This is a genomic window from Streptomyces sp. NPDC053560 (genome assembly GCF_044544605.1).
Lineage (GTDB): Bacteria > Actinomycetota > Actinomycetes > Streptomycetales > Streptomycetaceae > Streptomyces.
Window position 1 is genome coordinate 1 of record NZ_JBITXI010000007.1, and the last position, 20,142, is coordinate 20,142.

Consider the following 20,142-nt stretch of genomic DNA (forward strand, 5'->3'; position numbering starts at 1 on the left):
CCGCCGTGGCGCTGCCCCGGCCCGCTCCCGTGCCGTAGACGCGGTAGACGATGTGCAGGTCATCGGCGATGACGGTGGGAATGCGCTCCTCGGCCACCGCGGTGGCCTCCACCGCCGGCTGCTCCAGATCGGTGCTCTGCTGCTCAGCCACGGCCGTACCGCTCCTCCGCCTTCCAGAAGTACACAAAGCCCACGACGCCCATGACGACGGCCCAGCCCAGCGCCAGCGGCCACACATGGGTCGGCAGCTTGTCGGAGTGGAACGAGTCGATGAGCGCGAAGCGCATCAGGTCGATGTAGACCGCGGCCGGGTTCACGTCCAGCACGAAGTGCACGAAGCCGGGGATGTCCTTGCCCTGGGTCACGTGGCTGATGCTGTACATCACGCCGGACGCGTACATCCACGTCCGCAGGATGAACGGCATCAGCTGCGCCAGGTCCGGGGTCTTGCTGCCCAGCCGGGCCATGATCATGGCCAGCCCGGTGTTGAAGACGAACTGCAGGCACAGTGCCGGGATCGCCAGCAGCCACGACCAGCCGGGCACGATCCCGAACGCCAGCACGATGACGACCAGCACGCCCATGGAGAACAGCAGCTGCTTGAGCTGCATCAGGCAGAACGAGATCGGCAGGCAGGCGCGCGGGAAGTGCAGCGCGCGGACCAGGCCGAGGTTGCCGGAGATGGCCCGGGTCCCCGCCAGCACCGAGCTCTGGGTGAAGGTGAAGATGAAGACGCCCGTGACCAGGAAGGGGATGTAGTCGTCCACGCCCCGGTTCGTCCCGAGGAGCAGGCCGAAGATCAGGTAGTAGACCAGCGCGTTCAGCAGCGGCGTCACGACCTGCCACAGCTGGCCCAGCTTGGCCTGGCTGTACTGGGCGGTCAGCTTGGCGCTGGAGAACGCCGAGATGAAGTGGCGCCGGTGCCACAGCTGCCGGACGTACGAGGGGAGCGACGGGCGGCGGCCGCTGACGGAGAGGCCGTACCGCTCGGCGAGGGCGCGCGGATCGGAGTCCGGCGGGGCGGCGGGAACCGGACGCGTGAGGGTCTGAGACATCAGTCCGCTTTCGTGCGTGGACGCGGGCGCTGCGAGGCTGGTGGCACCGCGAGGCTGAGGAACTCACGACGAGACGGCTCCGTATCGTCGCAACCCGAGAGTAGGGCGCGCGTACGTCGAAACGCAACCGTCCCGTCGCGACGCTATGCTCCCTCCATGGCAAAGGACCCAGCACCGACCGAAGCGGCACCCCAGGTACCGCCGGGCCGGCCTGCGCCGTCGGCCCGCCGGGCGCCGGCCGGCGCCGCCGTGCTGCGCGAGGAGAAGACCGCCGCCATTCGGGCAGCGGTCTTCGCGGAGCTGGCGGCCGTCGGGTTCGGCCGGATGTCGATCGAGGGCATCGCGCGGCGCGCGGGGGTCGGCAAGACCGCTGTGTACCGCCGCTGGCGCTCCAAGCTGCACCTCGTCCTGGACGTGGTCACCGCGCTGGCCGCCGAGGGCATGCCGGTGCCCGACACCGGCACGCTGCACGGTGACGTACGGATGCTGCTGGAGGTGGCGTCCCGGGCGCTGCGCCATCCGATGGCGGCGCAGATCATCCCGGACCTGCTGGCGGAGGCGGCGCGCAGCCCGGAGATCGCCGAGGCGCTGCGGAGTGCGTTGCACGACTCCCAGGAGTCGATGACGCGGGCGATGGTGGGGCGGGCGGTCTCGCGCGGCGAGCTGCCGGAGGGCGTCGACGTACGTCTCGCCCTTGATCTGATCACCGGGCCGCTGTACTGGCGGGTGGTGGTCCTCCGCGGTGACCTTCCGGCCGGGTACCTGGACGAACTCGCCGCAGCCGTGACGAAGGCGCTCGGTGCGCGGAGCGCGTAGCGCCGTGCCGGCAGGGGCGCGGTTTCGACTGCGGGCCGTCTGTGGACGGTCGCGCAGTTCCCCGCGCCCCTGACGGGGCGCTGTCAGCCGGCCAGGCCCATGTCCGACGGGGTGGCGTCGGCGCCCGGGTTGTCGGTGACGACCGTGCCGGTCTGCACCGGCAGCGTGGTCAGGCCCGAGCCGATCGCCGCCGCCTCGCGCGGTGTCGGTGCGACCGTGCGCTCGTCGAGCGGCAGGACGGCCGGTGTCTCCTCCTGGCCCAGGAACACCCGGCGGACCACGCGCTCCGCCGCGTGGCCGTCGTCCCACTGGCAGAAGCGGGCGCGGAACGCGGCGCGGCGGGCCGCGGCCTCCGCGCCGTTCCAGGTGCCGTCCCGGAAAGCGGCGATCAGCTCGTCCTCGCTGGTGGCGACAACGCCCGGGGTGTCGCCCGGCTCGCCGGACAGCAGGTCGAAGGTGACGCCGCGGGACTTCACGTACACGTCCCAGTCGTCCGCGTAGGTGATGATCGGGCGGTCGAGGTTGGCGTAGTCGAACATGATCGACGAGTAGTCCGTGACCAGCGCGTCGGCGGCCAGGCACAGCTCCTCGACCGACGGGTGGCGCGAGACGTCGATCAGCAGGCCCTGCTCCTGGAGCTCGGCCAGCCGGTCGTTCTCGCCGTAGAAGTAGTGGGTGCGCACCAGCAGCACCACGTCCGGGCCCAGTTCGCGGGTGACGCGCTCCAGGTCCATCCGCGGGATGTAGCCGTTCTGGTAGTCGCGGACGGTCGGCGCGTACAGGACGGCGGTGCGGCCCGGCGCGATGCCGAGGCGCTCGCGGATCTCCAGCACGTCCTGGGCGGTCGCCCGGTAGTACACGTCGTTGCGCGGGTAGCCGGTGTCCAGCGACTGGAAGGCGCAGGGGTAGACCCGTTCCCACTGCTCGGTGGTGTGCTGGTTCGAGGAGACGCTGAAGTCCCAGCGGTCCGCGCGCTGCAGCAGCTTGCGCATGGACATGCCCTTGGCGGCCGCCGGGTACTGCTGCTGGTCGATGCCCATCCGCTTGAGCGGGGTGCCGTGGTGGGTCTGGAGGTGGATCTGTCCGGGGCGCTTCACGACCGCGTCGGCGAAGTTGACGTTGTTGACGAGGTACGTGGCGCGGGCCATCACCTCCCAGTAGCGCGGCGAGCCCACGATCACGTGGTCGACGCCCTCGGGGAGGGTCTCCTCCATGCCCTGCTTGATCACCCACACGCCGTGGACCTGCGGCGCCAGCTCCTTGGCCTTCTCGTAGATCGCGAGCGGATTGCAGGCGGGGGTGCGGTTCCAGTACGCGGCGTAGACGGCGAGGTGCGGGTCCAGCGGGCGGCGCAGCTGGAGCTGGTAGAAGCGCGCGTACGCCTGCTTGCCGAGGGTGTGCTTGGCCTTCTTCAGGCGGCCCGCCGCCTTCTTGCGGCCCCTGGCGGCCAGCTTCAGGGCGGCGAACGCGGCGTAGGAGCCGCGGGCGAGCGCGTCGTACTGGACGCCCATCACGCCCTTGGGCCGGACGAAGTCCGCGGGCCGGTAGCGGCGGTAGTGCTGGGCCGCCAGCCGGAAGAACTCCGGGCGCGCGGCCTGGGGCACGCGGTCCGGGCGGGCCAGGATGAAGAGGTAGTGGTCGATCATGTGCTCGAAGAGGAAGGCGCGCCAGCGGTGCAGCGCGGGCCGCTCCTCGATGAACGCGAACAGCCGCTCGTACGTGGCGAACGCGGCGAAGTGCGCGCGGCTGGGGGTGCGCAGCGCGTTGCCCTGGCGGCGCTGGCGGTAGTGCACGCAGACCTGGTCCAGCAGCGCGATGCGCTCGGCGCTGAACAGCGACTCGTAGACGACGACCGCGTCCTCGTAGAAGCCGTCGGGGAAGCTGAAGCCGCCGGCGAGGTAGAAGTCGCGCCGGTAGGCCTTGTTCCACACGACGGTGAACAGCCGCAGCAGGTCGGGGCGGTCGGCGATGGTGCCGACCTCGGGGCCGGGCGCGGCGAGCACCTCGGCGTCGCGGTTGCGCTTGGCCTCGCCCCACCAGAAGGTGCGCGCGTAGTCGTAGACCAGGATGTCCGGTTCCTCGGTCTCCTTGATCCGGGCGGCTATGGACTCCAGCGCGTCCGGCAGCAGCGTGTCGTCGCTGTCGAGGAAGAGGAGGTAGTCGCCGCGGGCCTGCGCCACGCCCTCGTTGCGGGCGTTGCCGATGCCCTTGTTCTCGGGGAGGTGCAGCGGGACGACGCGCGGGTCACGGGCCGCATACTCGTCCAGGATCGCTCCCGAGCCGTCGGGCGAGCGGTCGTCCACCGCGACGACCTCGAAGTCGGCGTACGTCTGGGCCAGCACCGAGTCCAGGCAGGCGCGGAGGTAGCCCTGCACCTTGAAGACCGGCACGACGATGCTGAAGCGAGGCGATGCGGCGGAGCCACCGGGTGCGGGCATTGCGGAAACTACTCCTCGTATCGGACCGGGCACAGAAAGCGGAATCGCCCGAAATGCGGTTCCTTTTCGCTACCTGTGAGACGGAAGGGATGAGGAGTTGGTTGTGTGCTTGTTCGTTAAAAGTACGACCAAGTTCAGTCGCGCTTCGCCTCCGGGTGCCGCAGCAGCCAGCCCGCCCATGCCGAAGCGACCATGTCGCGCACGTCGTGCCGGGCCTTCCAGCCCAGCTCGGCGGCGATCCGGTCGGCGGCCGCCACCACCCGCGCCGGGTCGCCGGGGCGCCGCGCGGTGACCTCGGCCGGGCGGTCCCGGTAGCCGGTGACCTCCGCGATCAGATCGACCATCTCGCGTACGGAGACGCCCTCGCCGCGGCCGATGTTGACCGTCAGGTCGCGGACCGGGCCGCGCTCGCCGAGCCTGCGGGCTGCCGCCAGGTGCGCGTCGGCCAGGTCCTCGACGTGGATGTAGTCGCGGACGCAGGTGCCGTCGGGGGTGTCGTAGTCGTCGCCGAAGATGCGCGGTGCCGCGCCCTCGGTGAGCTTCTCGAAGACCATCGGGACGATGTTGAAGACGCCGGTGTCGGCCAGCTCCGGGGCCGCCGCGCCCGCCACGTTGAAGTAGCGCAGGCAGGCGGTGGAGATGCCGTGGGCCCGGCCCGCCGCCCGGGTCAGCCACTCGCCCGCCAGCTTGGTCTCGCCGTACGGGCTCATCGGCACGCACGGGGTGTCCTCGGTGACCAGGTCCACGTCGGGCATGCCGTAGACGGCGGCCGAGGAGGAGAGGACGAAGCGTCCGACGCCGCCCGCCGCCACCGCCTCCAGCAGTGTCTGGAGCCCGTGCACGTTCTCCCGGTAGTACAGCAGGGGCAGCTCCACCGACTCGGCGACCTGCTTCTTCGCCGCCAGGTGCACCACCCCGGAGACCTCGTGCTCCGCGATCGTGCGGTCCAGCAGCGGCCGGTCCAGCGTCGACCCGACGACGAGCGGGACGCCCTCGGGCACCCGCTCCGCCACGCCGGTGGACAGGTCGTCCAGCACCACCGCGCGCTCGCCCGCGCCCGTCATGGCGCGCACCACGTGCGCCCCGATGTACCCCGCGCCACCGGTGATCAGCCAGGTCATGCTCGCTCCTCCTCCTCGGCTCCGCCGCGCTCGTACGGCGACGGTACGGGGAAGTACGCGCCGAGGAAGGCACGCACCACCCGGTCCTGCTCCGCGGCCGGCACCTCCGCCTCCGCCGAGTCCCCGATGCAGAAGACGGAGTGGCTGCGGGTGGCCAGCAGGCGGCTGAGGACAGTGTGGTGGTCGTAGCGCCCGGCGTTCACGAAGGAGCAGGAAATGGTCCCGGGCGTCGACCTGCCGGTCAGATATCCGTAGTAGTGGTGCAGCGACGAGGCGATGGAGAGATCCGTACGGGCCCGGAAGCGGCTGCCGGCGGTCGCCGCCACCTCCTCGGGGAAGCGGTCGGCGATCTCCGCGAGGACGCTGCGCCGCAGGGGGTGCGGGGCGTGCAGGAAGCTGTGGGTGGCGACGCGGCCGAACTCCCGCTTCAGCAGGGCCCGGTTGTTCTTGGCGGCGGCGAAGTAGCCCTCGTCGTCCTCGGTGACCTCGCCGGGCGGCACGGCCGTGGGCGAGCGGAAGAAGCGGGCGGTGCCGTTGCTGTGGAAGAACGCCGAGGCCGGCAGCGGGCGGCCCAGGAACACGTCGTCGTTGAAGTACAGGAACTGCTCCGACAGGCCCTCGATGCGGTGCAGCTGGCTCTCGATGGCGTGCGAGTTGAAGGTCGGCAGCTGTGCGGTGTCGGCGAACAGCTCGCGGTGGTCGACCACCTTCAGGCCGGGGTGCGCGGTGTCCAGCCAGTCGGGCACCTGGTCGTCGGTGACGAGGTGGACGGTGCGGACCCAGGGCGCGTACATCGCCAGCGAGCGGAGCGAGTGCCGCAGTTCGTCGCGGCTGCGGAAGCGTGCGTCGCCGCTGTCCACGTGGTCGGTGGGCAGGCCGGCCGCGTGCCGGGCCGCGTCCCGCCGCTCCCGCCAGGCCGGGTCGGCGTCGTCCACCCAGGTGTAGACGACGTCGACGGGGAAGTCGATGTCCCACATGAGGGTGTCGGCGAGGGCGGCGGGTGCCGGGTGGTCCCGGCCCGCGACCCGCCAGGTGGCCGTGGGCTCCAGGTCCGGCAGGCGCGGCCCGAGCAGCGTGGTGCCGCGCGGGGCCTCGCGCCAGCCGTCCTCGTCCGGCGCCCAGAACTCCACGGTGCAGCCGAACGCCGGGCCGTACCGCAGCGTGCGGCTCTCGCTGGTCACCGGCTTGAAGACGCGTACCCCCGCGATCTCGCCGGCCTCGCCCAGCCGCTCGGCGAGCAGCGCGCCGGGGGCGTGGCCGCGCGGCGAGACCAGTTCGCCGTAGACCGGCTCGCCGCGCAGCTCCTCGGCGAGCGCGGCCAGCGCCCGCTCCCGGTCCTCGACCGCCACCGCGACGCGGTGCGCGACCGCCTCGTCCCGCAGCAGGACATAGCCGATCCCGTGGGCCCGCAGCGCGTCCGTGGCCAGCTCCAGGTTGCGGTCGGCGACCTGCGGCGCGGTGAGGTCGTCGCGCAGCTCCGCCAGCCGGCCGGCGGAGCGGACCAGCCGGCCCGAGCGGTCCTGGGCCTTCAGCAGCACCTCGCGGGCCTTCTGCGCGTCGGCGGAGGGCGCGAGCGGGCCGCCGTGCGGGGCCGCCACGCTGAACGCCCGGCCGCCGCCCGCCGCGATGCGCAGTGCGGTGCGGTCGGCGCGGGCCGCGAGCCGGTCCGGCGCGTCCCGGCGGTCCACCAGCTTCTCGAACAGCCGCTCCCACTCCCCGGTGACCAGCTCGCCGGAGAAGCGCTCGTACACCCCGGCGCGCGCGGCGCTCCCGTACGCCTCCAGCCGCTCCTGATCCCCCATCAGTTCGCTGAGCGCGGCGGCCAGCGCGTCCACGTCGCCGGGCGGCACGAGCAGGCCGTCCACGCCGTGCCGGACGATCTCGGCGGGCCCCGTGACGATGTCGTACGCGACGACCGGCACCCCGGCCGCGAACACCTCCAGCAGCACCAGCGGGAAGGCCTCGTTCCGCGACGGCAGCAGGCACAGGCTCGCCTTCGCCCACTCCTCCGTCATCTCCCGTGTCCGGCCGAGGAGTTCGACCCGGTCGTGCAGTGCAAGGCCCTCGACCAGCTGCCGCAGCTTGACCTCCTGCGGGCCGTCGCCGAAGATCCGCAGCCGCCAGTCCGGATGGTCCTCCGCGACCTGCGCGAAGGCCCGTACGGCGTGGTCGAGCTGCTTCTCGGGGGTCATCCGGGCGGCCACCACGACCGTGCGGCCCGCGAGGTCGGAGCGCGGGCGGTAGCCGTCGGGCACCGCGTTCGGGATCACGGGCAGCTCGGGCGCCGCCGGGCCGAGGGACTCGCGGAACCACTCGGCGGTCCGCTCGGTCAGCGAGACCAGCGCGTCGATCCGCGGCGCGTACCGGAGCAGCGGCTCGCCGCTGACGCCGCGCAGCTGGGAGGCGCGGTGCTCCTGGTGCACCGTGATCACCGGGCCCTGCACCAGCTCGGCGGCCGCGGCCATCAGCGCGGGCGTGGTGGTGACCAGCACGTCGGTGTCCAGGGCGGCGAGCGCGGCGCTCAGCTCGACGTCGGAGAGCCGGTTGAAGGTGTGCTCCCAGGCGGGCTCGATCAGCTCGCTGGGGAGCGAGGCCAGGGTGCGGCAGGCCGCCTCGTCCAGGCCGCTGCGGCGCACCGGCCGCTCGTACGGTCCGGTCCGGTCGACCAGGTAGCGGCGGCGGATGTCCCGGCCGGCGGGGAAGAACGGCTCGGAGCGGGTGCGGAAGACGCTCAGCACCGACACGTCGTGGCGCGGCGCGAGGTGGGCCGCCTGGGTGTACGCGGCCATCTCCGTGCCGCCCATCTCGTCGCCGAGGGTCAGCAGGAACGTGATTCTCATGGCCGGTCCTCCGAGGGCTGGTGGGCGGGTACCGCGTACGCGGCGCAGCTGACGGTGAGGTTCCCGGCCGCCGAGAGCTGGGCGTGTACCCGCAGGAGCCGGCCGTCCGCCAGCGCTATGGAGCGGTAGGGCGTACGGAAGACCCGCTTCGGGTGGCGTACGTCGGTCAGCCGGCGGCCGACCTTCAGCCGGGTCCGCCCGGACCGCAGCCGCACCTCCCAGGTGTGCTGGACGTGTCCGTCGGCGGCCATCGCGGCCAGCGGGAGGTCGGCGGTGAGATGCCCCGCGCCCTGCTCCAGCGGCATGGGCAGCACGGTGGACCCCGAGCCCTGGCGGACCGCTTCGGCCGTCCAGCCGGCGTGCCGGGGCAGCGGCCCGACCAGCCGGACCCGCACCGTGACGCGGTCCCAGCGCAGGCCGAGCGCGACCAGTTCGGCCTGCGGGGCGGGTCGGGCGACCTTGAGCAGGGCGTGGCCGTCCGCGGAGCGCACGGGGCGGAAGAGGGCACCGCTGCCGGGGTCGGGGGAGTGCGGGAGGGTCGGCCCGGCCACGGTGCGCGGCGGCGCCGCACGGAGGTCGGCCAGGGTCTCCCGGCCGGTCGCGTCGGTCACGGCGAGGGAGAGCCGCCAGACGCCGGGCCCGAGGGTGAGGACGCCGGGCTCCGCGGGCCCGTCGTGCGGGGCGAAACGGAGCGCGGCCGTCGCGGTGAGCAGCAGGGTGCCGTCGGACTGCGGTTCGGGCGTCAGCGGGGCGGTCCGGCGGTGGCCGTGGTGGTCCAGATGGAGCAGTGCGGTGCTGATTCCGTCGGCGCGGCGGGGGTAACGGACCGCGACGTTCAGGGTACGGCCGCCCAGCACGGAGAGGTGGACGGGGCGCAGGACGGGCCGTGGGCGCAGCCGGGCGGCGAGCACCGGCACGGTGTCGACGCGTCCGACGCGGCGGCGCACGCCGGCCGCCGCGCGGCGGGCACGGCGGCCGGCTTTCACCGCCCGGGACAGCAGGACCTGGTGCATGGCGGCCGGCGCTCCCTTCGGATGGGCGCGGTCGGCGCCCGTCGGTCACATGGCGGGGCATCCTTCTCGTCCGCTGACGAGTCATCCCTTGAGGAAAGTTCTCCCCTATGAGGGGCGGGCGCCCACAGGGACCAAACGCACAGCGGATGTGTACCGGGACGTACGGCGTCATAGTTGCATCAAACGCCCATAGGGGTAAATGACCGGACCGCAGGGAGTGACACAAAGGGGGAGACCGGAGTGAGTGCACAGATGGGACAGCGGACGGCCGAACCACGCCGCCGGCCCGTACGGCATCCGGGTGCCGGTCGCGCCGGCGGGACGGTGCGCCGGGTCAATCCGGAGGCGTCGACCCTGGTGTCGGTCTACCGCAAGGCCGTACCGGAGCACCTGCGGCGCGCCATCGCGACCCGCTCCACCCCGGAGCTGCGCCGCCGCATCAAACAGCAGGTCAGCTGGTTGGCGACGGCCAGACATCTGGAAGGGCTGCGCACCCGCGGCGTGGCGCTCGCCCACCGCGCCCTCGCCGCCGGTCCCGGCCGGGCCGTCGCCATGGTCGCCGGACACCCGCGCATCGCCCTCGTGCAGCACGACCTCTCGCCCGCCCGGGCCCGCCGCGACAACCTCGTCACGGTCGCCGAGACCCTGGAGCGGGCCGGCGTCGACCACTTCTGCGTACGCGGCAAGGAGCGCGGCCGGGGCGTGGTCGCGGTGGCGGCGGAGGACGGCTCTCGCGCGCTCGCCGCGCTGGCCGCCCGGTGCCGCGAGCTGCCCGGCTACGTCTCCCTGCTGGCGCCGGGGCGCGAGGTCCGGCACACCGTGCCCGGCTACGACTCCGGGGGCTGGCAGCGGGCCGGGCGCGCCGGGCTGTTCCGGGTCACCTGGTTCCGTACGGACCCCGGGCGCTCGCTCGTCCTGGACGAGGCGTACGGCTGCGACGTGGAGTTCTGGCCGCGCGAGGAGGACCGGCTGGTCGCCCCGCGGCGGAACGCCGTCACCGAGTGGGTGCCGGTCCAGGGGCCCCGGATCCGCGTCCCCGCCGCGCTCTTCACCTGCCCCAACGGCTCCGGCGACCGCCGGGCCGAGCAGGTCGCCACCTACCGGGACTTCACCGTGCCGCTGCCCGGCGACATCACCTTCCCCGTCGACGTCGTCTACACCTGGGTGGACGGTGCCGACCCGGCGTGGCTGGAGCGCCGGGCCGGGTTCACCGGGCAGGCGTACCACGACGAGGCGGCCAACGCGGCGCGCTACGCCAACCGTGACGAGCTGCGCTATTCGCTGCGCTCGCTGGACATGTACGCGCCCTGGGTGCGGGACGTCTACCTCGTCACCGACGACCAGGTGCCGGTCTGGCTCAACACCGCGCACCCGCGCGTGAAGGTCGTCAGCCACCGCGAGATATTCACCGAAGCGGCCGACCTGCCGACGTTCAACTCGCACGCCATCGAGAGCCAGCTGCACCACATACACGGCCTCTCGGAGCACTTCCTCTACTTCAACGACGACGTGTTCCTCGGCCGGGAGGCCTCCCCGCACGACTTCTTCCTGGCCAACGGGCTGACGAAGTACTTCCCCTCGCCCGCGCTGGTGCCGCTCGGGCCGCCCGGCGACGACGACGTCCCGGTGTCCGTCGCGGGCAAGAACAACCGCGCGCTCATCGAGGCCCGCTTCGGCACCACCCCGGTGCAGAAGATGAAGCACGTACCGCACGCCCTGCGGCGCAGCGTGCTCGCCGAGATAGAGCGGGAGTTCGGCAGCGAGCACCGGGCGACCGCCTCGCACCGCTTCCGCAGCATCGACGACATCTCCATCCCGTCCTCGCTGCACCACTACTACGCGTTCCACACCGGCCGGGCGCTGCCCGCCGACATCGCCTACTCCTACCTCGACCTCTCCCGGCCGAACGCCGTCAACCGGCTGGACCGGCTGCTCGCCCACCGCGACCGGGACGTCTTCTGCCTCAACGACACTCAGTCGGAGGAGACCGACCTGGCGGACCAGCTCGCGCTGCTCCGGCCGTTCCTGGAGGCGTACTTCCCGCTGCCGAGCCCGTACGAGCTGCCCGAGCCCGAATGAGCGGACCGAGCGTCGCGGACCCCGAGGAGGAACGGCCGGCGGCCCCCGTGCCCGGCCGCGTCCCGGGGTCCGCGCACGCCGGCCCGGACGGGCGGCGCCGCGCCACGGCCGTCGCCGTGCTCGTCCCGTGCGCGGTGACGCTCGCGCTCGGGCTGTGGGGCCTGGACCGCGGCACGCTGTGGCGGGACGAGGCGGTCACCGCGCAGGCCGCCGCCCGGCCGCTGCCGCAGCTGTGGGACCTGCTCGGCACCGCCGACGCGGTGCACGGCCTGTACTACGCCCTGATGCACGGTTACGGGGCCCTCGTGCACGGCCTCTTCGGGCTGCCGCTCAGCAACGGGACCGTGCTGCGGCTGCCGTCCGTGCTCGGCGCGACCGCGGCGGCCGGACTCGTGGCGCTGCTCGGCAGCCGGCTCGCCGCGCCCCGCGTCGGCCTGTGGGCCGGTCTGCTTCTCGCCGCCCTGCCGTCGGTGAGCCACTACGCCCAGGAAGGCCGCTCGTACGCGCTGGTCACGGCCGGTGCCGCGCTGTCCACGCTGCTGCTGACCACGGCGGTGCGCGGCGGCCGGGCCCGCCACTGGGCGGGGTACGCCGCCGCCACGGCGGCCACCGCCGTGCTGCACGAATTCGCCGCGCTGCTCCTTGCCGCGCATGCGGTGACCCTGCTGGCCGCGCGCGTACCGCGGGCCGCGCGATGGCGGTGGGCGGCGGCCTGCTGCGCGGTGGCCGCCGCCGTCGCGCCGGTCGTGGCGGTGTCCCAGCGGCAGAGCGCCCAGATCGGCTGGCTTGCCGCGCCCGGGGCCCGCGACGCGGTGCACGCGCTGAGCGCCCTGGCCGGCCCCTCCCCGGTCCTGATCACGGTGCTGCTCGCCCTGACCCTGCTCGCGGCGGTGTGTCCCGTGCCGCGTCGCGGGCCGCTCGGTGCGGCGGCCGTGGCCGTGCCGTGGGCCGTGGTGCCGCCGCTCGTCCTCTTCGCGGCCGCCCAGCAGTTCCCGGTCTTCACCCACCGCTATCTGTTCTTCGCGGTGCCGGGGCTGGCGCTGGCCGCGGCGGTGGGGGCCGAGAGCCTGGCCGACCGGGTCACCGTGCGGCGCGGCAGGGGCTTTCCGCCGCGCCGGCTGACGGTGGCGGGCGCGGTCTGCGCGGCCGCGGCGTTCCTGGGGCAGCTGCCCGCGCAGCAGCACGAGCGCCGCGCCGAGAGCCGGGCCGACGACCTCGCCGCGGTGGCCGCCCTCGTCCGCCGCGAGGCACGCGCCGGCGACGGCGTCCTCTTCCTGCCGCGCTACGAACGCGGCGTGCGGCTCGCCCACCCGCGGGCCTTCCGGGGCCTCACCGACCTCACCCTGCAGGAGGAGCCGGGCCCGTCGGGCACCCTGTACGGCCGGGAAGCCCCGCTGCGCGAGATCCGCGCCCGGCTGCTGCGCACGGACCGGGTCTGGCTGGTCATCGCGGACGGGGTGGACCGCACCCGGTGGTTCCGGCGCAGCGCGTGGTATCAGGCGAACTGGCGTCTGCTGCACGAGGTGTGCGTCCAGCGCTCCTGGCACGACGGAATCAGCGGCAATGCCGCGCTCTTCGTACGGCGGCCCTGACGGGCGGCGCTGACGGGCCGGAATTCCCCTTACGCGCCGAAGGCCCGGCAATTCGCGAATCCGCGGCGCCCGGCCGCTAATGTCCGGCACCGCGTTTCCCGTCGAGAGGCCGGACATGACACCACTGCACACCGAGACCCTCGCCGCGCCCGCCGGGGCGGCGCTGCCGTGCCCCGGCACGCTCGCGGACGTCGAGGGCTGGTTCTTCGGCCAGGACCAGCTGCTGTTCGACTGGCTGCTGACCCACCAGGCCCGTACCGGCGTCCGTGGCGACCTGCTGGAAATGGGCGCATACATGGGAAAGAGCGCCGTCTTCCTGGGCCGCCACCTGAATCCGGGGGAGGAATTCACGGTCTGCGACCTCTTCGATTCCACGCCCGGGGACGAGGCCAACGCCAGCGAAATGCGGCGCTCGTACGCGACACTCACCCGCCGCGCCTTCGAAGCGAATTACCTCGCCTTCCACGACGAGCTGCCCACCGTCCTCCAGGGCCCCACCACGCTGGTCCCGGAGCACGTGGCCCCGGGCAGCTGCCGCTTCGTGCACATCGACGCCTCGCACCTGTACGACCACGTACGAGAGGACCTCGCGGCCGCCCGCCGCGTGCTCTCCCCCGAAGGAGTGGTCGTGCTGGACGACTACCGGGCGGAGCACACGCCGGGCGTCTCCGCCGCCGTATGGGAGGCGCTGTTCACCCAGGGGCTGCGGCCCATCTGCGTCGGCCGCAGCAAGTTCTACGGAACCTGGGGCGACCCGGCGCCCCGGCAGCAGGCGCTGATCATGGAGATCGTCGGCCGCGGCGACTGCCACGCCGACGTCCAGACCATCGCGGGACACCGGGTGCTGCGCCTGATCAGCGGCCACGACCTGGCGGCCCCCGAACTCCCGCGGTCGCGGTACTACGAGACGCTGCGAGCGGAGGAACGCGCCGCCGAGGAGATCCGGCGCCGCCGCGCCGACACCGACGCGCGGGCCACCGCCGCCGCGCAGGAGGCCGAGGCGGCGCAGCGGCGCGCCGCCGGGCGCCGTCCGAAGGCCCGCGCCCGGCGTGCGGCGCTGCTGCTCCTGCCGCCCTTCGTCGTCAAGGGCCTCCGGCGGCTGCGGAACCGGGGCTGAGGGGGCGGGGCCGAACAGCCGGGGCCGAGGCCGGCGCCCGCCGCCCCGGCCCCAGGGACTCAGGGCTTCAGTCCAGCAGCAGGTCCGCCGCGCGGGCCGCCGCGCCGCCGTCGTCCCGCGCGCAGTACGCCGTACGGAACCGCGCGTAGGCGTCCGCGTGGCGCCGGGCCACCCCGTCCAGGTCGCGCAGGGCCGCCACCAGCTCCTCGGTGTCCGACAGTAGCGGACCCGGCGCCTGGGCCTCGAAGTCGAAGGTGAAGCCGCGCACGGTGTCCCGGAAGTGCGCCAGGTCCGGCGTCAGGAACAGCAGCGGACGCCCGGTGTTGGCGAAGTCCACCGCCAGCGAGGAGTAGTCCGTCACCAGCACGTCGGAGGCGAGCAGCAGCTCCATCGCGTCGGGGAAGTCGCTGACGTCCCGGACGAAGCCGCCGGGCGGGGCCGACACCCGGTCGGCCACCAGCGGATGGCTGCGCAGCAGCAGGACATGATCGTCGCCGAGCGCCTGTTCGGCGTGGGCCAGGTCCAGCGGCAGGTGGAGCTGGTAGTGGTCCGCGTCGTACGCCTTGTCGTCGCGCTGCGTCGGCGCGTACAGCACCACCTTCTTGCCGTCGGGGATGCCCAGCCGCTCGCGCACCCGACGGGCCGGCTCGTCGCGGTCGCCGGAGACGCCGCCGGGGACCAGGACGTCGGTGCGCGGCAGTCCCGTCTCCCGGATCTCGCCCTCGTAGCCCAGCGCCCGCCCCAGCAGGGCCGTGCTGTGCGGGTTGGGGGAGAGCAGCACGCTCCACTGGTGGCCGCGGCGCGGCTGCGGCCACAGGTGGACGAGGTCGGCGCAGAGCGTACCGGCCAGATCGGTGCCGATGCGCTTGACCGGGGTGCCGTGCCAGGTCTGCAGGACCTGCTGCCCCGCGCGGCGGACGAACCACTCCGGGAGGTGGGTGTTGGTGACGACGCGGCGGCTCCGGGCCAGCGCCTCGTGCCACTCCGCGCTGCCCCGCAGCACCGGACGGGTGCCGGCCGGGGCCTTCGCGCGAGCGTCCCGGACCACCCACAGGTGCTCGGCCGCCGGTTCGCGGCGCGCCAGCTCCTCGTGCACCGCACGCGGCGAGTCACCGCCGCAGCGCCCGTCGAAGCTGTTGAAGAGGACGGTGTCGCGCAGCGCGCGTGAGCGGCGCCGCGGGTAGTGCTCCTCGCGGAGCAGCCGCTGCCGGTACGGGCCGCGGTCCGCGTCCGGCACGGCGGGGCCCGCCTCGACGAACACCCGGTCGTGGAAGCGGCGGTCCACGGTGAGCGGCTTGGGCGCCGCCGGGCAGGCCGCCGGGAGTCCGGCGAAGAGCGTGGGGCACAGCCGTACGGGCAGGTCCCCGCCGTCGTGGTGGCCCGTGCCGGGCTCCGCCGTGCGCAGGAAGAGGTACCAGCGGCCCTCGCGGAGCGGCAGGTCGCCGCCGCACGAAGGCACCGCGCCGGGCCGCAGCTCGGCGGTGAACCGCTCGCCGTCCCGGTCGGCGGCGAAGACCGCCTCGGTGGCGAACCGGCTGTGCCGCAGCACGGCGCTGATCCGCGCGGGGCCGGCCGCCGCGCCGGGCAGCACCCCGGCCACCTCCAGCGTCCCGTCCGGCCGCCACGCCAGCCGGTCGGCGAACGGCTCGGGGGCCCGCGTGTGCAGGACCAGGTTGCCGGCCGCGGTGGCGGTGACCACCAGCTCCCGGCCGCTGCTGTCCACCTGCCGTCCGGCCGGGCCGGTGGGATCGGCGGCGATCCGGGCCGTCCTGCCGTCCCCGTAGACCAGTACGGGGTCCCAGGTGGCGCCGGTCTCCTCGCCGAGCCCTTCGGGCAGCTCGCCGGCGGCCGGCGCGTGAACGGTCAGTGCGGCCGGGTCGATCCGCAGGGTGAGCCGGTGGCCGGTGGCCTCGGGCGTCACGTCGTCCCTCGTGAGCGGCCGCTCCACCGGCTCGCCCGGACCGCGGCGGGTCAGCCGCAGCGCCACCGGCGCGTTCGCCGAGTCGTCCCGCACGGTCAGCTCGGCCGTGCCGTCGCCCGCCGCGCGCTGCCCCGTCAGCCGCCGTACGGTCCGCTCCACGGACAGATGCAGCCGCCCGTCCTTGTACCAGGGCACGATCCGCATCCCGTCGGCCACTTCGTGCGGCAGCGGGGAGGCTCCGGAGCCGGTGTCCAGGGCGCGCAGCGCGGCCGGGCGCACCACCCCGGCCCCGGCGACCGCGATGCCCACCTTCCACTGCCCGGGCGTGAAGGCGCCGCCCTTGGCCAGCCGCTTGGGGTCGACCGTGATCTCGAAGCCGGACCAGTCGTAACAGTGTTGTTCCTGCCGGGAGTTGTGGGTGGCGTCCGGCGCGGCCACGGACCGCACCGGCAGCACGACCTTGCGCCTGCCCGACATCAGCACCGCCGCCTTCAGGCAGCTCAGCCGGCCGGGCGCCGCGATGTTGCGGATGTAGGCGTAGCCGCGCAGCACCAGCTTGCCGTCCCGCCACACCGCCTCCCGCAGCCGCGCCCGCACCGGCAGGTCCCGGGGGGTGAGCCGGGTGACGGCGGGCGGCAGCGGGATCGGCCGGCCGCCGCCCACCGTGAGCACCGCGCGCTTGCGCAGCGGCGGACCGGCCACGTGGAAGCCGGCGGCGTTGCGCTGCTGGTACTCCAGCAGCCGCAGCAGGTCGTCGAGGCGGCCCTCCCGGATCAGCGCCCACTTCACCCGCTGCTCGACGGGGAGTTCGTCGTGGAGCGTGGGGTCGATGCGGCTGAGGAAGTCCCGGGCGCCGGTCATGAAGACCCGGTGGTACTCCTCGCCCGCCATGGGCAGCGCGTCGATGAAGTACTGCAGGTCGTCCAGGAGGACGGAGCGGTCGTAGTCCCGCTTGTGCCGGGTCCAGCGGGTGCGCTGCGGGTCGGCGAGGAACCGGCTGACCCCGTCCACGGCCGCGATCCGGTCCCGTACGCCCTTCACGTCGGTGCGGCGGCGGGTGATCGAGCCCTCGCGGATGCGCCAGTAGTACACGTGCTCGTGGAGGACGTCGACGGACTCGGCGAGGAAGTGCGCGGGGATGGTCAGCGGGGTGTCCTCGTACAGCACGCCCTCGGGGAAGGCCAGCTCGTGGCGGTCCCAGAAGGTGCGCCGGAAGACCTTGTTCCACGCCACCCGGTCGGCCAGCAGCGAGAGGTCCTTGCTGATGTGGGTACCGCGGACCGTGCGGGTCATGGTCTTGTGCTGCCACGCCTGGCTGCGGCCCTCGGAGGTGAGCCGCCAGACGTTGCCGGTCGCGAAGTCCGAGCCGGACTCCTCCAGCAGCGACACCAGGCCCTCGTAGGCGCGCGGCGGCAGGACGTCGTCGCTGTCCATGAAGGTGAGGTAGCCGGTGCGCGGATCGGCGTGCCGGGCGCCGGTGTTGCGGGCGTGGCCCAGCCCCCCGTTCGGCTGCGACACCAGCCGGAAGCGCGGGTCGCGCGCCGCGAACTCCCGGGCGAGGTCGGGCCCGGAGTCGGTGGAGCCGTCGTCGACCATCACCACGTCCAGGTCGCGCAGTGTCTGGGCCGCCACGGACCGCAGGCACTCTGGGAGGTACTCCTCGACGTTGTAGATCGGGACGACGACGGTCAGCCGGGGAGCCATGGAGCAGACCACACCTTTTTCAGGGGACGCACGGAACACCAGTCCAACCCCCCTGCGGCCCCACCCGTCACATTTCCTGCGCTGTTGGAGTGACCGGCCCCGGCACAGGAACCGGACGGAGGGTAATCATCTGACTACGCTGGCGGCGCACCGTGCGTACCGACCCCTGGATGGCCATGCCCCGCTTCAGCGTCATCGTCCCGGCCCGCGGCGTGCAGGGATTCCTGCGCCACTGCCTGGACTCCGTGCTCACGCAGTCCTTCGAGGAAGTGGAGCTGATCGCCGTCGACGACTGCTCGGACGGCGGCGACGGGGAGATCATCGACGCCTGCGCGGCGAGCGACCCGCGGGTGGTGCCGGTGCACCTGGAGCGCCCCGGCGGGGTCGGCCCGGCCCGCAACGCCGGGGCCCGCCGCGCCACCGGCGAGTACCTCCTCTTCCTCGACGGCGACGACTTCCTCGCCCCCGGCGCGCTGGCCGCGGCCGATGCCCGGCTCCGCGCCGCCGGCGACCCCGACGTGCTGCTCTTCGACCACGACCGGCTCAATGTCTGGGAGCAGCGGCACGGCAGCGCCGACCGGGAGTTCCTCGAAGCGCACGCCGACACCGTCTTCACCGCCGAGGACGTGCCCGCGTGCCTGACCGTGCTGCCCGCCGCCTGGAACCGCGCGGTCCGCCGCGACCTGTGGGAGACGCACGGCTTCGCGTTCGCCGACGGCCCGTACGACGAGGTGCCGGTGGTCTTCCAGACGCTGCTGGCGGCGTCCCGGATCGCCTGCCTGGACCGGGTGTGCGTGACCTGGCGCAAGCGCCGCAGGGGCAGCGCCTCCACCGTGCCCGGACGCCATCACTTCGCCGTCCTCGACCGGTACGACGCGCTGTTCCGCGTGCTGTCCGGGACGGGGCTCGGCGGCGGCACCGAGACGGCGCGCGGCGTCCTCTTCGCGCACGCCGTGGCACGGCTGCTGCGGATCATGGAGGACGACGGCCGGGTACGCCCGGTGGACCGGCCCGACTTCTTCCGCGAGCTGGGCCGCGTCCTGCGCCGGCACCGCCCGGCCGGCGCCGAACTGCCGCCCCACCTGAACTCCTACGCCGTCTACCGCTCCCGGCAGCGCGCCGGGACGCTGCGGCACCGCACCGTCAAGAAGCTGCGGGCCCGCAGGAACAGCACGGCACGCAGCGTCTACCGCCGCTACTACGCCCTGCAGCTGCGCCGCCCCGTCGACGAGAACCTCGTGGTCTACGCGGCGTACTGGAACCGCGGCGTGCTCTGCAACCCGGCGGCGATCCATGCCAGGGCCCGCGAGCTGGCGCCGCACCTCAGGGGCGTATGGCTGGTGGACCGCAAGCACCGCGACGACGTGCCGCCGGGCGTGGAGGCCGTGACGGTCAACTCCCGCCGGTACTGGGAGGTGATGGCCCGCGCCAAGTACCTCGTCAACAACGCCAACTTCCCGCCCGCGGTCCACAAGCGCCCCGAGCAGGTCTACGTCCAGACGCACCACGGCACCCCACTGAAGAAGATGGGCATGGACCTGCGCCGCCACCCGGCGGCCGCGCACGGCGTCAGCTTCCTGCGTCTGCTCGACCACGCCGACCAGTGGGACTACTGCCTCTCCGCCAACCCGCATTCCACCGAGGTGTGGCAGCGCGTCTACCCCAGCGACTACGAGACGCTGCCCACCGGCTACCCGCGCAACGACGCCTACTTCACCGCCGGCGCCGAGGACGTCCGCCGGATCCGGGCCGGGCTGGGCATCGCGCCGGACGCCACCGCGATCCTCTACGCGCCCACCCACCGCGACTACGAGCGCGGCTTCAACCCGCCGCTGGACCTGGAGCGGCTGGCCGAAGCGCTGGGCGAGGGCCACCAGCTGCTGGTCCGTACGCACTACTTCTACGGCGCCGACTCCCGGCTCGCCGCGCTGGAGGAGGCCGGCCGCATCCTGGACGTCTCCCGGCACCCCTCGGTCGAGGAGCTGGCCCTGGCCTCCGACGCCCTGCTCTGCGACTTCTCCTCGCTGATGTTCGACTACGCCAACCTCGACCGGCCGATCGTCGTGCACGCGGCGGACTGGGAGGCCTACCGGCACGCCCGCGGCGTCTACTTCGACCTGCTCTCCGGCGTGCCCGGCGACACCCCCGGCCACGTCGCCCGCGACGAGGCCGAGGTCGCCGACGTCTTCCGCTCCGGGCGCTGGGCGGACGAGCGGTCGGCGGAGCTGCGCGCCGCGTTCCGGGACCGCTTCTGCCCGTACGACGACGGCTTCGCCGCCGAGCGCGTCGTCCGCCGCGTCTTCCTCGGCGAGGACGAGCTGCTGCCCGTCGTACCGCCCGCGGACCGCACGGTCGCCCCGGCCCCGTGCGAGACGGCGCTCGGCGGGGACGAGCCGACAGGCGTCCGCGCCCCGTAAGGGGCGCGGGGAGCTGCGCGACCGGCCAC

11 protein-coding genes and 1 pseudogene are annotated in these 20,142 nt (G+C 73.7%); 5 read left to right on the top strand and 7 right to left on the bottom strand.

The window, feature by feature from the left end:
* Positions 1-238 (bottom strand): annotated as a pseudogene (locus tag ACIGQF_RS17845) (hypothetical protein); the annotation flags it as partial.
* Entirely contained in the window at positions 144-1,055 is a 912-nt protein-coding gene (locus ACIGQF_RS17850) for an ABC transporter permease (protein ID WP_399711010.1), read from the bottom strand. The gene ACIGQF_RS17850 and the pseudogene ACIGQF_RS17845, both read right to left, overlap by 95 nt.
* A gap of 156 nt (positions 1,056-1,211) precedes the next feature.
* On the opposite strand from ACIGQF_RS17850, the gene ACIGQF_RS17855 reads away from it, so the two are divergent.
* On the top strand, positions 1,212-1,871 hold the full coding sequence (locus tag ACIGQF_RS17855; protein WP_399711012.1) for a TetR/AcrR family transcriptional regulator: 660 nt from the start codon (positions 1,212-1,214) through the stop codon (positions 1,869-1,871).
* Positions 1,872-1,954: 83 nt separating this feature from the next.
* On the opposite strand, the gene ACIGQF_RS17860 is transcribed toward ACIGQF_RS17855, so the two are convergent.
* From ACIGQF_RS17860 to ACIGQF_RS17875, 4 genes are all read right to left on the bottom strand, one after another.
* Positions 1,955-4,309, bottom strand: coding sequence for a CDP-glycerol glycerophosphotransferase family protein (locus tag ACIGQF_RS17860; protein ID WP_399711014.1), 2,355 nt, complete (start codon positions 4,307-4,309; stop codon positions 1,955-1,957).
* A gap of 134 nt (positions 4,310-4,443) precedes the next feature.
* Complete coding sequence (galE, locus tag ACIGQF_RS17865; RefSeq protein ID WP_399711016.1) at positions 4,444-5,430, bottom strand: UDP-glucose 4-epimerase GalE; 987 nt, start codon at positions 5,428-5,430, stop codon at positions 4,444-4,446.
* The gene (locus ACIGQF_RS17870) at positions 5,427-8,270 is read right to left on the bottom strand and encodes a stealth conserved region 3 domain-containing protein (RefSeq protein ID WP_399711018.1); all 2,844 of its coding nucleotides are present in this window, start codon (positions 8,268-8,270) and stop codon (positions 5,427-5,429) included. The genes galE and ACIGQF_RS17870 overlap by 4 nt, the downstream gene beginning before the upstream one ends.
* Positions 8,267-9,283: a hypothetical protein gene (locus tag ACIGQF_RS17875; protein WP_399711020.1), complete on the bottom strand. Its 1,017-nt coding sequence runs from the start codon at positions 9,281-9,283 to the stop codon at positions 8,267-8,269. Before ACIGQF_RS17875 ends, ACIGQF_RS17870 begins: the two co-directional genes overlap by 4 nt.
* A 252-nt stretch (positions 9,284-9,535) precedes the next feature.
* Between ACIGQF_RS17875 and ACIGQF_RS17880 the strand changes: the two genes are divergently transcribed.
* The 3 genes from ACIGQF_RS17880 to ACIGQF_RS17890 all read left to right on the top strand — a co-directional run bounded on the left by ACIGQF_RS17880 (position 9,536) and on the right by ACIGQF_RS17890 (position 14,071).
* Complete coding sequence (locus tag ACIGQF_RS17880) at positions 9,536-11,362, top strand: stealth family protein (protein ID WP_399711660.1); 1,827 nt, start codon at positions 9,536-9,538, stop codon at positions 11,360-11,362.
* Positions 11,359-12,954: a glycosyltransferase family 39 protein gene (locus ACIGQF_RS17885; RefSeq protein WP_399711022.1), complete on the top strand. Its 1,596-nt coding sequence runs from the start codon at positions 11,359-11,361 to the stop codon at positions 12,952-12,954. The genes ACIGQF_RS17880 and ACIGQF_RS17885 overlap by 4 nt, the downstream gene beginning before the upstream one ends.
* A 115-nt stretch (positions 12,955-13,069) precedes the next feature.
* Positions 13,070-14,071 (top strand): class I SAM-dependent methyltransferase, encoded by a 1,002-nt coding sequence (locus ACIGQF_RS17890; RefSeq protein ID WP_399711024.1) that lies wholly within the window; start codon positions 13,070-13,072, stop codon positions 14,069-14,071.
* 67 nt (positions 14,072-14,138) lie between these two features.
* Here the strand turns inward: ACIGQF_RS17890 and ACIGQF_RS17895 are convergent, their stop codons facing one another.
* On the bottom strand, positions 14,139-17,696 hold the full coding sequence (locus ACIGQF_RS17895) for a CDP-glycerol glycerophosphotransferase family protein (RefSeq protein ID WP_399711026.1): 3,558 nt from the start codon (positions 17,694-17,696) through the stop codon (positions 14,139-14,141).
* A gap of 170 nt (positions 17,697-17,866) precedes the next feature.
* Between ACIGQF_RS17895 and ACIGQF_RS17900 the strand changes: the two genes are divergently transcribed.
* Complete coding sequence (locus ACIGQF_RS17900; protein ID WP_399711029.1) at positions 17,867-20,113, top strand: CDP-glycerol glycerophosphotransferase family protein; 2,247 nt, start codon at positions 17,867-17,869, stop codon at positions 20,111-20,113.
* Positions 20,114-20,142 lie beyond the last annotated feature (29 nt).

Coding starts and splice junctions, on each gene's coding strand:
- ACIGQF_RS17850 (WP_399711010.1), bottom strand. CDS start 1,055: ATGTCTCAGACCCTCACGCGTCCGGTTCCCGCCGCCCCGCCGGACTCC.
- ACIGQF_RS17855 (WP_399711012.1), top strand. CDS start 1,212: ATGGCAAAGGACCCAGCACCGACCGAAGCGGCACCCCAGGTACCGCCG.
- ACIGQF_RS17860 (WP_399711014.1), bottom strand. CDS start 4,309: ATGCCCGCACCCGGTGGCTCCGCCGCATCGCCTCGCTTCAGCATCGTC.
- galE (WP_399711016.1), bottom strand. CDS start 5,430: ATGACCTGGCTGATCACCGGTGGCGCGGGGTACATCGGGGCGCACGTG.
- ACIGQF_RS17870 (WP_399711018.1), bottom strand. CDS start 8,270: ATGAGAATCACGTTCCTGCTGACCCTCGGCGACGAGATGGGCGGCACG.
- ACIGQF_RS17875 (WP_399711020.1), bottom strand. CDS start 9,283: ATGCACCAGGTCCTGCTGTCCCGGGCGGTGAAAGCCGGCCGCCGTGCC.
- ACIGQF_RS17880 (WP_399711660.1), top strand. CDS start 9,536: ATGGGACAGCGGACGGCCGAACCACGCCGCCGGCCCGTACGGCATCCG.
- ACIGQF_RS17885 (WP_399711022.1), top strand. CDS start 11,359: ATGAGCGGACCGAGCGTCGCGGACCCCGAGGAGGAACGGCCGGCGGCC.
- ACIGQF_RS17890 (WP_399711024.1), top strand. CDS start 13,070: ATGACACCACTGCACACCGAGACCCTCGCCGCGCCCGCCGGGGCGGCG.
- ACIGQF_RS17895 (WP_399711026.1), bottom strand. CDS start 17,696: ATGGCTCCCCGGCTGACCGTCGTCGTCCCGATCTACAACGTCGAGGAG.
- ACIGQF_RS17900 (WP_399711029.1), top strand. CDS start 17,867: ATGGCCATGCCCCGCTTCAGCGTCATCGTCCCGGCCCGCGGCGTGCAG.